A 13543-nucleotide genomic window follows, 5' to 3' on the forward strand; every position below is an offset into this window, starting at 1 on the left:
GCAGGCGAACGGTTTACGCCTGCCCGACGAACGCCGCCTTGTCCGCGTTGAAGGTCGGCTCGAACACGAGCTGCATCTCACCGGGCTGCGCGCCGACCGAGTACGCGATGTGGAACGTGTAGGTCTTGCCCGGCAACACGGTCGCGGAGTCGAACGTGCTGTTGCAGTCGCCGCCGCTGTCGAACACCATGTCGGCCTTGCGCCCGTTGAACTGCGCGTCGGTGCCGATGGACATCAGCGCGGTCTCGAACGCCGCGGTGGTGCCGTTGGTGATGGTGATCTCGAACTTCACCGCGCGGACGATGGACGTCGGCGACGCGAACCGGCCGGGCGTGCACGCGACCGGCGTGGCGACGTCGACCGAGAGGCCGTTCTCCCACGAGTACTTCTTGCCCCAGGTCGGGTTCTCGGCCAGCACGTTCTGCTTGGCGGTCTCAGCGGGGGCGCCGACCTGGCCCTGGTTCACGTCCCCGTTGAGGATCTTGTCGAGCTCCTTCACCGCGGCCTGCTGCGCGACCACCGTCAGCACGATCGCCAGGACGCACAGGGCGACACCGATGATCGCGAGAACCTTGCGGGTGCCGAACAACGCGATGACACCGAGCACGATCCCGACGAACGCGGCGATCGCGGTGAGGTTGTTGAGGAGGATGACCCACGAGCCGACCACGCCGACGATGCCGAGGATCACCGCCGTCCAGGCGAGCGCACCGAATCTCGCTGGCCTCGGCGGCGCGACCGGGGGCTGGGCGTAGACGGGCGGCGGGTAGGTCATCACGGCTCCTGTCGGCGGCGACATGTGACCACCACGTCGACTGGTCCTCTTCACCCGTTAGCACCATCCGACGGCATCACCCGAATGAAGTACATGCCGCCAGGTGGCCGACTGCCGAAGGTAGTTGACTGACTACGATCAGTGCATGGCACGTCGACTCGTCGGAACCCTGCTGGCCGCGATCACCTCTCTCGGTGTGGCAACAGCACCCGCGCAGGCCGCCGTCGACTTCGGCGGCGCGGTGAAACTCAGCAACTGCTCCGGTTCCCTCGTCCGCCTGCCGTCCTCGGCCCCCGCGGACAAGGCGCTCGTGCTCACGAACGGCCACTGCGTCGAGTTGATGAAGCCCGGCCAGGTGCTCGTCGACCAGCCGTCGGACCGCACCTTCACGTTGCTCGGCGGATCCGGTTCGCAGATCGCGACGCTGCGGAGCACCCGCCTCGTCTACGCGACGATGACCGGCACCGACGCCGCGCTCTACCGGCTGGACCAGTCCTACCGGCAGATCCAGGAGAAGCACGGCAGCCGCGCGCTCGAACTCTCGGCCGCACGTCCGGTCGCGAAGTCGGAGATCCGGATCGTCTCCGGCTACTGGAAGAAGATCTACTCCTGCCAGGTCGACGGATTCGTCCACCAGGTCAGGGAAGCGAGCTGGACCTGGCGCGACTCGCTGCGCTACACGCCCTCGTGCAACACGATCGGCGGCACGTCGGGCTCGCCGATCGTCGACGACGCCAGCGGCAAGGTCGTCGGCGTCAACAACACCGGCAACGAGAGCGGCGGCCGCTGCACGATGAACAACCCGTGCGAGGTCGACGCCGCCGGCGGGATCACCGTCCGCAAGGGCGTCAACTACGGCCAGCAGACCTACGGTTTCGTCGCCTGCTTCGGCCCCGGCAGCAGGCTGGACCTGGCGCTTCCCGGCTGCGAGGTCGCGAAGCCCTAGAACGCGAAGGAGCCGGGACGCCCCTGCCCGCGTCCCGGCTCCTCCGTCTTTCCCGACTCCCCTGGGCTTTCCGGCTTCCCTGGCGTTTCCCGACTCCCCAGGTCTTTCCCGACTCCCCTGCTTCCCGACTACCGGGCAGCGCGCACGATCAGGTCGGCCACGGTGTCCGGGTGCGACACCGCCACCGAGTGCGAGGCTCCCCTGACCTCGACGACCGCACGGCCGTGGGCGCGCTCGGCCATCCACTTCTGCGTGGCGATCGGGATGTTCTTGTCCTTGCCCGCCACCACGAAGTACGACGGGATCGTCTTCCACGCGGGCTCGCCGGCCTTCTCGTTGAGCGCGGTGTCGTTGATCGGGCGCTGCGTCGCCGCCGCCAGGGTCGCGTCCTTGCGGGACACGTCGGCCGCGAACTGCTGCCAGAACTTGTCCTGTGCGATCACCAGGTCGGTGGTGCCGTCACCGAGGGCGATGGGCCGCACCGCCTCACCGAGCGTGCTGCCGGGCAGCTTGTTCGACAGTTCGAGGGCGCTCTCGCCCTTCTCCGGCGCGAACGCCGCGACGTAGACGAGCGCCTTCACGTTCGGGTTGCCGAGCGCCGCCTGCGACTGGACCATGCCGCCGTAGGAGTGTCCGGCGAGGACGATCGGGCCGTCGATCGTGGCCAGCACCTGCCTGAGGTAGTTCGCGTCACCGGTCACGGACCTGAGCGGGTTCGCCACCGCGACCACCGGGAACCCCTTGCGCTGCAGGCTTTCCACGACCCCGTTCCAGCTGGACGCGTCCGCGAACGCCCCGTGCACCAGCACGACGGTCGGCTTCTTGGCGCCCTGCTTCCCCGTGTCCTGCTTCTCGGCGTCCTCCGCGGCGCCCGCACCGGACGGAACGACGGCGGCCAGCGCCAGCAGCGTCCCCAGAACCGCGAACACCTTACGAACTCGCATCGGTCTCTCACTCTCTCGTCGGGCACCGTGGCGGTGGTGCATCGTGCTCGATTAGGTCGTTCACGATGTAAATTACCCGACGAGTTACCTCGCGCGCGATGTGTTTCAGGCCACTGGTGGCGGGAGCCGGGAAGCCGCACCGTGGACGTTGCCGCCATCCGCGCTGGTCAGCGGGCCGGATGGCGTTCGTCGCAGGGCGACGGCAGGCCTCAGATGACCGGCGCCGTCACGCCTCGCGCTCGGCGCCGTGCTTCACCCGCTGCAGGGCCTTGCGGAGGATGGCGATCTCCTCCAGCGTCATGCCGAGCGCCGCGCCGAGCTGGTTGAACATCTCGGCGCCGATCCAGCGCAGGTCACGACCCTTGTCGGTGAGCTGGACGAGCACGGACCGCTCGTCGTCGGGGTGCGTCACGCGCACCAGCAGACCGCTCTTCTCCAGCCGCTTGATCAACGGCGAGAGGGTGCTGTATTCGAGGTCCAGCTCGCGCACGAGTTCCCGGATCGGCCGCGAGTCCCGCTCCCACAGCAGCAGCATCACCAGGAACTGCGGGTAGGTGATGCCCGCCTTGTCGAGGATCGGGCGGTAGAAACCGGTGACCGCCCGCGACGTCGTGTAGAGGTCGAAGCAGAGCAGGTCCGAGACCGTGGGGGTCACGGCGGACGGCGCGTCGGGAGTAGTGCTCACGCTTTTCAGGCTACTCGGCGCGCACCCGCGGGACGGCGTGATCGAGCGCGCCACGGCGAACAGGGCCGGCCCTGGCCTACGACCAGGGCTCGTCCAGTGCCGATGCCTCGTCTCCCGCGTCGCGCAGCTCGGCGCGCACCACGCGATAGGCGAGGCCTTCCGCATAACCCTTGCGCGCCAACGCACCCACGAGCCGGCGGATCTTCGTCGTCTCGTCCACGCCGGACAGGGTGCGCAGGCGTTTGCGGACGAGCTCGCGGGCCCGTTCTTCCTCGGCCTCGCCGTCGACCGCGGCGACGGCCTCGGCCACCACCTCGTCCGCCACGCCCTTGCGGCGCAGTTCCATGGCCAGGGCACGACGGCCCAGACCGTTGTACGTGTGCCGGGAACGCACCCACATCTCGGCGAACTGCGCGTCGTCGATCAGGCCGGCGCGGTCGAACTTGCCGAGAACGATCTCGGCGACACCGGCGCTGATCTCCTTGCGCAGCAACGCGTCGTACAGCTCTTGCCGGGACCGGGCCCTGGCGGCGAGCAGCGCGTAGCAGATGTCCCGCGCCTTGCGCTGCTCCTCAGCCTCGTCCAAACCCCACTACCTCTTAGAACTCGACCGGCGCGGCGGGAGCGGCCTCTTCGGCGTCGAGGGTGGCGCCGATGCCGAGCTTGTCCTTGATGCGCTTCTCGATCTCGTTGGCGATGTCCGGGTTGTCCAGCAGGAACTTGCGGGCGTTCTCCTTGCCCTGGCCCAGCTGGTCGCCCTCGTAGGTGTACCAGGCACCGGACTTGCGCAGGATGCCCTGGTCGACGCCCATGTCGATGAGCGAGCCCTCGCGGCTGACGCCCTTGCCGTAGAGGATGTCGAACTCGGCCTGCTTGAACGGCGGCGCGACCTTGTTCTTCACGACCTTGACCCTGGTGCGGTTGCCGACGGGCTCGCCGCCGTCCTTCAGGGTCTCGATGCGGCGCACGTCCAGACGCACGGAGGCGTAGAACTTCAGCGCCTTACCACCGGTCGTGGTCTCCGGGGAGCCGAACATCACGCCGATCTTCTCGCGCAGCTGGTTGATGAAGATCGCGGTCGTGCCGGAGTTGCTGAGCGCACCGGTGATCTTGCGCAGCGCCTGGCTCATCAGGCGGGCCTGCAGACCTACGTGGTTGTCGCCCATCTCGCCCTCGATCTCGGCGCGCGGCACGAGGGCGGCGACCGAGTCGATGACCAGGATGTCGAGCGCGCCGGAGCGGACCAGCATGTCCGCGATCTCGAGCGCCTGCTCACCGGTGTCGGGCTGGGAGACCAGCAGCGCGTCGGTGTCGACGCCCAGCCGCTTCGCGTACTCGGGGTCGAGGGCGTGCTCCGCGTCGATGAACGCGGCGATGCCGCCGGCCTTCTGGGCGTTGGCGACGGCGTGCAGGGCGACGGTGGTCTTACCGGAGGACTCAGGACCGTAGATCTCGATGACGCGACCCCTCGGCAGACCACCGATGCCGAGCGCCACGTCCAGCGCGATCGCGCCGGTCGGGATGACCTCGATCGGGGCACGGCCCTCTTCGCCGAGGCGCATCACGGAGCCCTTGCCGAACTGCTTGTCGATCTGCGCCAGGGCCAGCTCGAGCGCTTTGTCCCGATCGGGTGCTGCGGGTGCCATCTTGGGTCCACCTTTTGTCGTCTGCTGCCGTTGCTTCGTCATGTTGGACCTGACGCTACTGGCGGGGTCTGACAATTCTGCGAAGCCGGGGGTCGCGGCCACTGTAGCCGAACACGTGTTCGAGCACACGTGACACTCCGAACCGCCACTTCAGCGGCGATTTCCGGGAACTTCGAACGCCTCGCAGACCGCGATCCAGACCTCTTTGGCGCCGATTCCGGCCTCCAGTGCCTGGTCGGCGGTGCGGCCGCCGAGCGACGACAGCACGTGGTCGTGGGCGATCATCTCGGCCCTGACCTGGCCGAACTCCCCTGCCATGAGTTTGCGGAACATGGTGATGCGCACCGGCAGACCCTAACGAACGGGCTTGCGCAGCGACGCGAAGAGGCACACCACGAGCAGCGGCAGCGCGGTGAACCCGACGATCAGCCCGAGCGCGGCGTACGACCACGCCGTGACGACGATCCCGGAGACCGCTCCCCCGATGGCGGCGCCGACGTTCATCACCAGGTCCGAGAGTCCCTGCGCGGCGGGGCGGTCGTCCACCGGCACGGACTCCGTCAGCAACGCCGAGCCCGCCACCAGCCCCGCCGACCAGCCGAACCCGAGCAGCGCCAGCCCGACCGCGAGCTGCGGAGCGTCGTGCGAGGGCGCCATCCCCGCGACCCCGGACGCCGCCACCACGAGCGACGCGCCGAGCGCGAGCACCGGCACGCGGCCCAGCCGGTCCGCCATCCACCCGAACAGCGGGCTCGCGGCGTACATCGCGGCGACGTGCAGGCTGATCACGACGCCGACCACGCGCAACGACGACCCGGCGTGGTTCATGTGCACGGGCGTCATCGACATCAGGCCGACCATCGCGGTGTGGCACAACATCACACCAACGAGTGCAAGTCTGGCCATGGGACCGAGCGTTCCCCAGACCTTCAGGCCACCGGGAGTCGCGCCGGACCCGCCCGCGCAGTGCGAAGGTTCAACCGGTCGTGTGCTCTTCACGACGACCAGCGGGTCCGGCCGCAGCCCGAACTGGATCACCAGCACCGCGACGGCGAGCACGACGGCCGCCAGCAGGAACGGCCCCACGCCCGCGGGCAGGCCGAGGGAGGCGGCCACCCGTCCGGCGGGGTCGGCGAGGTTGGGTCCGATGACGGCGCCGATCATGGCCGCCCACACCACGCGCGAGAGCTCACGCGCACGGCGGTGAGGATGCGCCAGATCCGTTGCGGCGTAACGAGCCGCGTAGTTCGCGCTGGACGCCCCTCCGAACAGGAGGAGCCCGACCAGCAGCAGTTGCCACAGGCCGAGGCCCACGGCGACGGCGGCGACCAGAGCGCCGAGTCCGCCCATGCCGTAGCCGAGGACGAGCGCGGGACGGCGTCCGCCGCGTTGCGCGAGGCGGGCACCGGGCAGGGCGAGCACGGCGGCACCGGCGACGGCCGCGGTCTGCGCGAGCCCTCCGACGGCCTCGGACCCGGACAGCGAGGCGGCGATCAGCGTGCTGAACGCGAGGCCGATCGTCACCGCGGCCGACCCCAGCACCTGGGTGCCGGTCAGGACGCGGACGACCTTGCGCTGCACGCGTTCGACCTGCGGCGCGACGGTCACCATGATCGCGATCGTGGCACGGCCGGACCTCGCGCCGACAGGTCCATCAGGGGTGGTTACTCCCCCGGTTGCACGGACTTCTCGAAGAAATCGGCCATTTCGTCGGCCTTGAGCTCGTCCGCGTTCTCCTCGGCGGTCTTGGTGAGGATGCCGAACATGGGACGGTCCTTGGCGGTGAACACGAGCACGCCCGTGCCGCTGGAGGTGGCGACGCGGTAGGCGCCCTGCAGGCCGTTGCCGGTCCAGTCGGCCTCGACGCGGTCGGTCTGGAACGACTTCGCGATGGCGTCGGCGTTGTTCTCCGCGCCCGTGACGCTGTCGGTGAGGATGTACTGCACCGCGTAGCCGTCGCGGATCGTGCAGCTCACGACCGTGCCCTTGATCTCCTCCATGCCGGTGATCTGCGCGGAGTCGGCCTTCTCGCAGCCGCCGCCGTCCGGCACCTGGCCCGCGAGCTGGCGCAGGCACTTCGTGAAGCCCTGGCCGTCCTGCGAGGTGTCGTCCTTGCACTCGTCGGCACTGGGCAGGCTCGGGCCGGACAGCGCGAAGACCGCGCCGACGATGCCCGCCACCACGAGGACCGCCGCGCCGGCACCGATCAGGACCTTCTTGTTGTCCTTCTTCGGCGCCTGCTGCTGCGGGAAGTTCGCGGGGTAGCTGCCGCTGACGTTCGGGTTCGGGTACGGGCTGGTGAGCTGGTAGGTGCCGCTCGCGGAGTAGGCGCCGCTCGGGTACGAACCGCTGGGGTAGGAGCCGCTGGGGTACGACCCGCTCGGGTAGGAGCCGCTGACGTTCGGGTTCACCGGGTGCGGGCCGGTCACGGCGGGGCTGACCGGCGCGGTCACGACCGTGGGCGGCTCGACGAACTTGGGCTTGTCGTCCTCGGCCTTGAGCGTGATCGTCTCCCGGTCCACGACCTGCGCGCCGGTCGCGACGATCGTCTCCGGGTGGTCGGGGTTGGTCGGGACGATGCCGACCTTCTCCGCGATCATCTGCGCGACGAGCGGCATCCGGCAGGAACCGCCGACGAGGTAGACGTGCTCGGGCGTCACCCCTGCCTTGCGGACCGCGGAGATCAGGACCTCGGTGGTGCGGATCAGGCTCGACCGGACCAGCGCCTCCAGCTCGGCGCGGGTGATCACGACCTTCTCGAACGGCTCCGGCATCAGCACCTCGACCTGGGGCAGCTCGGAGAGGTCCTCCTTGGCGAGGCGCAGCTCCTCGCGCAGGCCCAGGCGAGCGCGGTGGTCGTCGACGGTGGTGGGGCGCAGCAGCCGCTGCCAGCCGGCGGGGTCCTTGTGCGAGACCATGCGGCCGAGGTGCTCCAGCAGCGCCTGGTCGACGTCGAGACCGCCGACGTCGCTGAGGCTGCCGTCGGCGAGGATGCGGTGCTCGGAGTCGAGCACGGAGACGTCGAACGTGTCGGCGCCGAAGTCGTAGACGGCGAGCGGGCGGCCGCCGCCGAGCGAGGCCACCGCGATGGCCTCCGGCACGCAGACGAGCTCGCCGGTCATGCCCGCGAGCCTGGCCGAGGACAGCAGCCTGTTGCGCCGCGACGGTCCCCACTCGGCCGGGTGCGTCAGGCGGATCTCGTCGAGGTGCTCGCCCTTCAGCAGCGCCGTGACGGCCTCCATGACGCGCGCGTAGATGGCCGCGAGCGCGTCGTTGGTCGGCAGGTTCTGCTCGCCGAGCTTGATCGTCGGCTTGTCGATGTGGCGCTTGGGGTTCGCCTCGTAGCGCGACGGGTCCTGGCGCGAACGCCGCTCCGCCTCCCTGCCGACGCGCAGTGAGCCGTCCTCGTCGAGGAAGACGGACGAGGGCATCGTCGGCCCTCCGTCCACATCCACGACACCGTGGTCGGACAGCACCGCAACCGTGTTGGCGGTGCCCAGGTCGACGGACAGGACGCGCACCGTGCTCCCCTCGAAGGACGTACCGGGTGATCGTGCCACAGAGGGGTTCGCCGGGTGCTCGGACCTGCGTAATCAGAAATTGTCGGACCCCGGCGTCATGATGGTCGCCATGGACGTGATGGAGGCATTCTCACCGGCGACCAGGCAGTGGTTCGCCGGGGCCTTCGCCGCGCCCACCCAGGCTCAGACAGGTGCGTGGGCGGCCGCGGCGGCGGGCGAGCACGCGCTGGTCATCGCCCCGACGGGCTCGGGCAAGACGCTGGCCGCGTTCCTGTGGGCGCTGGACAAGCTGGCTTCTTCTGACGCGCCGTCGGAGCCGAAGCGGCGGTGCCGCGTGCTGTACGTGTCGCCGCTGAAGGCGCTGGCGGTGGACGTCGAGCGCAACCTGCGCGCGCCGCTGACCGGCATCCGGCAGGCGTCGCAGCGGCTGGGGCTCGCGGAGCCGTCGATCGCGGTCGGCATGAGGACGGGTGACACGTCGCCGGAGGAGCGCAGGGCGTTCGGGCGCACCCCGCCTGACGTGCTGGTGACGACGCCGGAGTCGTTGTTCCTGCTGCTGACGTCGTCGGCGCGGGAGTCGTTGCGCGGTGTGGAGACGGTGATCGTCGACGAGGTGCACGCGGTGGCGGGCACCAAGCGCGGCGCGCACCTGGCGTTGTCACTCGAAAGGCTGGACGCGCTGCTGGAGCGGCCGGCCCAGCGGATCGGGCTGTCGGCGACGGTGCGGCCGGTCGAGGAGATCAGCACGTTCCTGTCCGGCGGGCGGCCGGTGTCGGTGGTGCAGCCGAAGACGCCGAAGGTCATCGAGGTCGAGGTCGAGGTGCCGGTCGAGGACATGGCGCAGCTCGGCCAGCCGACCGGTGAGGTGTCCGGCTCGGCGGCGGGAGCGGAGCAGCGCACGTCGATCTGGCCGTCGGTCGAGGCGCGGGTGCTGGAGCTGGTGCGGGCGCACCGGTCGACGATCGTCTTCGCGAACTCGCGGCGGCTCGCGGAACGGCTGACCGCGCGCCTGAACGAGCTCGCTGAAGAAGCTGTAGAGCTGGAGTCGTTCCCCGCCGAGGCCATCGGCCAGTCGGGGATGACGGTGCAGAAGACCGCGTCCGTCGCCCGTGCCCACCACGGGTCGATGTCGCGCGAGCAGCGCACCTCCGTCGAGGAGGACCTGAAGTCGGGGCGCCTGCCCTGCGTCGTGGCGACGTCGTCGCTGGAGCTCGGCATCGACATGGGCTCGGTCGACCTGGTGGTGCAGGTGGAGGCGCCGCCGTCGGTCGCGTCCGGGCTGCAGCGCGTCGGCCGCGCGGGCCACCAGGTGGGCGCGGTGTCGCGGGGCGTGATGTTCCCGAAGTTCCGCGGCGACCTGGTGTCATGCGCGGTGGTGGCGGAACGGATGCGGGACGGCGCGATCGAGGCCGTCCGGTTCCCGCGCAACCCGCTGGACGTGCTGGCGCAGCACGTCGTCGCGATGGTCGCGATGGAGTCGTGGACGGTCGAGGAGCTGACGGCGCTGGTGCGGCGGGCGGCGCCGTTCGCCGGGCTGCCGGACTCGGCGCTGAACGCGGTGCTCGACATGCTGTCGGGCCGGTACCCGTCCGAGGAGTTCGGCGAGCTGCGGCCGCGGGTCACCTGGGACCGGGTGAACTCCGAGCTGCGCGGCCGGCCGGGTTCGCAGCGGCTGGCGGTCACGTCCGGCGGCACGATCCCCGACCGGGGGATGTACACCGTCATGACGCCGCCGTCGGAGAACGGCCCCGGCTCGCGCGTCGGCGAGCTCGACGAGGAGATGGTCTACGAGTCGCGGGTCGGCGACACGTTCCTGCTGGGCACGTCGTCGTGGCGGGTCGAGGACATCACGCACGACCGGGTGATCGTGGTGCCCGCGCCGGGGCAGCCCGCGCGGATGCCGTTCTGGAAGGGCGACGCTCCCGGCCGTCCGCTGGAACTCGGCCGTGCGATGGGGAAGTTCCTGCGCGAAGTGTCCACGATGGAGGATTCGGCGGCGCGCGAGCGAGCGGTGTCGGCCGGTCTCGACGCGTGGGCGACGGACAACCTGCTCGCGTACCTGGGCGAGCAGCGGGAGGCCACCCGGCACGTGCCGAACGACAGGACCGTTCTGGTGGAGCGGTTCCGCGACGAGCTGGGCGACTGGCGGCTCGTCGTGCACTCCCCGTTCGGCGCCCAGGTGAACGCGCCGTGGGCGTTGGCGATCGCGGCCAGGCTGCGCGAGAAGCGCGGGGTCGAGGTGCAGGCGGCGCACTCCGACGACGGCATCGTGCTGCGGCTGCCCGACGCCCTCGACTACGAGGGCGCGGAGGTGACGGCGGGCGCGGAGGACGTGCTGCTCGACCCCGACGAGGTGGAGCAGATCGTGGTCGCGGAGGTGGGCGGCTCGGCGTTGTTCGCGGCCCGGTTCCGCGAGTGCGCGGCCCGGTCGTTGCTGCTGCCCCGGCGTGACCCGAAGCGGCGCACCCCGTTGTGGCAGCAGCGCCAGAGGTCGGCGCAGCTGCTGTCGGTCGCCGCGAAGTACGAGAGCTTCCCGGTGGTCCTGGAGGCGATGCGCGAGTGCCTGCAGGACGTCTACGACGTGCCCGGCCTCAAGGAGCTGATGGCGGACGTCCGCGCGCGCAAGGTGCGCGTGGTCGAGGTCGAGACGCCGTCACCGTCGCCGTTCGCCCGCAGCCTGCTCTTCGGGTACGTGGGCATGTTCCTCTACGAGGCGGACGCCCCGCTGGCGGAACGGCGCGCGGCGGCGCTGTCGCTCGACTCGACGCTGCTCGCGGAGCTGCTCGGCTCGGAGGCGATCCGCGAGCTGCTCGACCCGGAGGTCGTGGCCGAGGTCGAGCAGAGCCTGCAACGCCTCTCCGAGGACCGCCGCCCGCGCCACGCCGAGGACGCGGCGGACCTGGTGCGGTTCCTGGGAGATCTCTCGGACGCGGAGGCGCTCGAACGCGGTGTTCCCCGCGAGTGGCTGGACGAGCTGCTGGCGCAGCGCCGGGTGATCCGGGTCCGGATCGCCGGCGAGGAACGCACGATCTCGATCGAGGACGCGGGCAAGGTCCGCGACGCGCTCGGTGTCGCCCTCCCGGTCGGCGTGCCGGAGGCGTTCACCGAACCGGTGGCGGATCCGCTGGGCGAACTGCTGAGCCGCTACGCCCGCACGCACGGGCCGTTCCCGGCCTCGGAACCCGCCGCCCGCTTCGGTCTGGGCGTGGCCGTGGTGACGGGTGTGCTCGAACGCATGGCCGCCACGGGCAGGTTGGCGCGCGGTGAGCTCCGTCCCGGCGGCACGCACACCGAGTACTGCGACGCGGACGTGCTGCGCCGCCTGCGCCGGGCCTCGCTGGCGCGGCTGCGGTCCGAGGTGGAGCCGGTCGAACCCGCCGCGCTGGGCCGGTTCCTGCCGCAGTGGCACGGGCTGGGCCGCCGGTTGCGCGCGGCACCGACGGTCGACGACGTGTTCTCGGTCGTGGAGCAGCTCGCCGGAGCACCGCTCCCGGCCAGCGCGCTGGAGTCGCTGCTGCTGCCGTCCCGGCTGCCGGGCTACTACCCGGCACTGCTGGACGAGCTGACGGCGTCCGGCGAGGTGACGTGGACGGGCTGCGGCGCGCTGGCCGGCGGCGACGGCTGGATCGCGCTCGCCCCGACGGACGTGGCCGACCTGCTGCTGCCCGACCTGGTGCCGGAGTCGATCCCGGAGTCACCGCTGCACACGGCGGTACTGGAGGCGTTGTCCGGCGGGGCGTTGTTCTTCCGCCAGGTGGTCGACCGGGCCTCGCTCACCGTGACGTGCACGGACGCCGAGGTCGTCGGCACGCTCTGGGACCTGGTGTGGGCAGGCCTCATCACGAACGACACGCTGTCACCGCTGCGGGCACTCGTGTCCGGTGGCGGCGCGGCCCACAAACCCCGCCGCAGCGCCCCCCGAGGCCGCTACGCCCGCCTGCGCTCCCGCCCGGATATGCCGTCCCGAACAGGCCCGCCGACCGCAGCCGGCCGCTGGTCGCTCGCGGTGACACCGGCCGAGGACCCGACGCGCCGGGCCCACGCGCGAGCCGAGGCCTTCCTGGAACGCCACGGCGTGCTGACCAGAGGTGCCCTCGACACCGAGCGCGTGACGGGCGGGTTCAGCGGCGTCTACAAGGTGCTGCGGGCCATGGAGGAGTCGGGCCAGGTGATCCGCGGCTACGTGGTGGAGGGCCTGGGCGCGGCCCAGTTCGCGGCACGAGGAGCGGTCGACCGCCTGAGGGCGCTGTCCCGCCCACCCGGCCAGCCGTCACAGACCGACCAGGCCGCGGTCGTGCTGGCCGCGGCCGACCCGGCCCAGCCCTACGGAGCCGCACTGGCCTGGCCGGACCCGCTGGGCGAGGGCAAGCACAGACCGGCCCGCAAAGCCGGCGCGCTCGCGGTGCTGGTGGACGGCACCCCGGCGCTCTACGTGGAACGAGGAGGCAAGTCCCTCCTGTCCTTCACCGACGACGACCCGACCCTCCGCACCGCCGCGAACGCCCTGAGCCGAGCCGTCCGCGACGGCTGGCTGGGCCAGCTGGCGGTCCAGCGCGCCGACGGCGAGGTGGCGCTGACCTCGCACCTGGCAACGGTCCTGCAGGAGGCGGGCTTCCGCGCCACCCCGAAGGGCCTGCGCCTGCGGGCGTGACCGGGGCCTTCGGGCCAGGGCAGGGCCACACCGCACCCGGTACGACGGTTCGACGCGACAGATTCGGCACGGCGAACGTGGTGCGGTGGTTCGGCACGGCGAACGTGGTGCGGCGGACTCGGGCGGGACCTGGCCTGGCGGCCACGGCGGACCCGCTCCACTCACCGCGCCAGGCCCGGCGGACTCGACGGGGTGCCCACGCGCCCGACCTGTCAGATCCGCTAGGAGGCGCCTCCGCTGCGAGGCGCCCGTCCCAGCCGCGACATCCAGTCCCGCCACACCCGGTGCGACAGCTCCACCCCAGCGCGCCGAACCGCTGTGCCCCGCGCCCGAACCAGCTCGCCTCGCCGCTCCGCTCCGCCTTCCCCCGTGACT

10 protein-coding genes are annotated in these 13543 nt (G+C 71.1%); 2 read left to right on the plus strand and 8 right to left on the minus strand.

All coding sequences use genetic code 11. The features are described from left to right. Window positions 1–13: 13 nt before the first annotated feature. Window positions 14–775, minus strand: coding sequence for a hypothetical protein (locus ACFWN2_RS24120; RefSeq protein WP_382430829.1), 762 nt, complete (start codon window positions 773–775; stop codon window positions 14–16). Window positions 776–920: 145 nt separating this feature from the next. Between ACFWN2_RS24120 and ACFWN2_RS24125 the strand changes: the two genes are divergently transcribed. After that, complete coding sequence (locus tag ACFWN2_RS24125; protein WP_382430831.1) at window positions 921–1721, plus strand: serine protease; 801 nt, start codon at window positions 921–923, stop codon at window positions 1719–1721. A gap of 128 nt (window positions 1722–1849) precedes the next feature. Here the strand turns inward: ACFWN2_RS24125 and ACFWN2_RS24130 are convergent, their stop codons facing one another. The 7 genes from ACFWN2_RS24130 to ACFWN2_RS24160 all read right to left on the minus strand — a co-directional run bounded on the left by ACFWN2_RS24130 (window position 1850) and on the right by ACFWN2_RS24160 (window position 8517). Next, complete coding sequence (locus ACFWN2_RS24130) at window positions 1850–2665, minus strand: alpha/beta fold hydrolase (protein ID WP_382430833.1); 816 nt, start codon at window positions 2663–2665, stop codon at window positions 1850–1852. Between the two features lie 226 nt (window positions 2666–2891). Further along, complete coding sequence (locus ACFWN2_RS24135; RefSeq protein WP_382430835.1) at window positions 2892–3350, minus strand: MarR family winged helix-turn-helix transcriptional regulator; 459 nt, start codon at window positions 3348–3350, stop codon at window positions 2892–2894. Window positions 3351–3426: 76 nt separating this feature from the next. Next, window positions 3427–3936 (minus strand): regulatory protein RecX, encoded by a 510-nt coding sequence (locus tag ACFWN2_RS24140; protein WP_382430837.1) that lies wholly within the window; start codon window positions 3934–3936, stop codon window positions 3427–3429. A 13-nt stretch (window positions 3937–3949) separates the two neighbouring features. Further along, window positions 3950–4996 (minus strand): recombinase RecA, encoded by a 1047-nt coding sequence (gene recA / locus ACFWN2_RS24145; protein WP_191303231.1) that lies wholly within the window; start codon window positions 4994–4996, stop codon window positions 3950–3952. A 150-nt stretch (window positions 4997–5146) separates the two neighbouring features. Continuing rightward, a complete protein-coding gene (locus tag ACFWN2_RS24150) occupies window positions 5147–5341 on the minus strand; it encodes a DUF3046 domain-containing protein (RefSeq protein ID WP_382430839.1) in 195 nt (64 codons plus the stop codon). Window positions 5342–5350: 9 nt separating this feature from the next. Then, on the minus strand, window positions 5351–6607 hold the full coding sequence (locus ACFWN2_RS24155; protein WP_382430841.1) for an MFS transporter: 1257 nt from the start codon (window positions 6605–6607) through the stop codon (window positions 5351–5353). Window positions 6608–6660: 53 nt separating this feature from the next. After that, a complete protein-coding gene (locus ACFWN2_RS24160) occupies window positions 6661–8517 on the minus strand; it encodes an Hsp70 family protein (protein WP_382430843.1) in 1857 nt (618 codons plus the stop codon). 109 nt (window positions 8518–8626) lie between these two features. Here ACFWN2_RS24160 and ACFWN2_RS24165 point away from each other — a divergent pair, with 109 nt between their 5' ends. Next, window positions 8627–13168, plus strand: a complete 4542-nt coding sequence (locus tag ACFWN2_RS24165) for an ATP-dependent helicase (RefSeq protein ID WP_382430845.1) — start codon at window positions 8627–8629, stop codon at window positions 13166–13168. The last annotated feature ends 375 nt before the right edge of the window (window positions 13169–13543 follow it).

It is taken from the genome of Lentzea sp. NPDC058436 (assembly GCF_042721515.1).
Lineage (GTDB): Bacteria > Actinomycetota > Actinomycetes > Mycobacteriales > Pseudonocardiaceae > Lentzea.

What these genes read in the sequence shown, in the direction of transcription:
- ACFWN2_RS24165 (WP_382430845.1), top strand. Translation starts at nt 8,627, where the DNA reads ATGGACGTGATGGAGGCATTCTCACCGGCGACCAGGCAGTGGTTCGCC.
- ACFWN2_RS24120 (WP_382430829.1), bottom strand. Translation starts at nt 775, where the DNA reads ATGACCTACCCGCCGCCCGTCTACGCCCAGCCCCCGGTCGCGCCGCCG.
- ACFWN2_RS24125 (WP_382430831.1), top strand. Translation starts at nt 921, where the DNA reads ATGGCACGTCGACTCGTCGGAACCCTGCTGGCCGCGATCACCTCTCTC.
- recA (WP_191303231.1), bottom strand. Translation starts at nt 4,996, where the DNA reads ATGGCACCCGCAGCACCCGATCGGGACAAAGCGCTCGAGCTGGCCCTG.
- ACFWN2_RS24130 (WP_382430833.1), bottom strand. Translation starts at nt 2,665, where the DNA reads ATGCGAGTTCGTAAGGTGTTCGCGGTTCTGGGGACGCTGCTGGCGCTG.
- ACFWN2_RS24155 (WP_382430841.1), bottom strand. Translation starts at nt 6,607, where the DNA reads ATGGTGACCGTCGCGCCGCAGGTCGAACGCGTGCAGCGCAAGGTCGTC.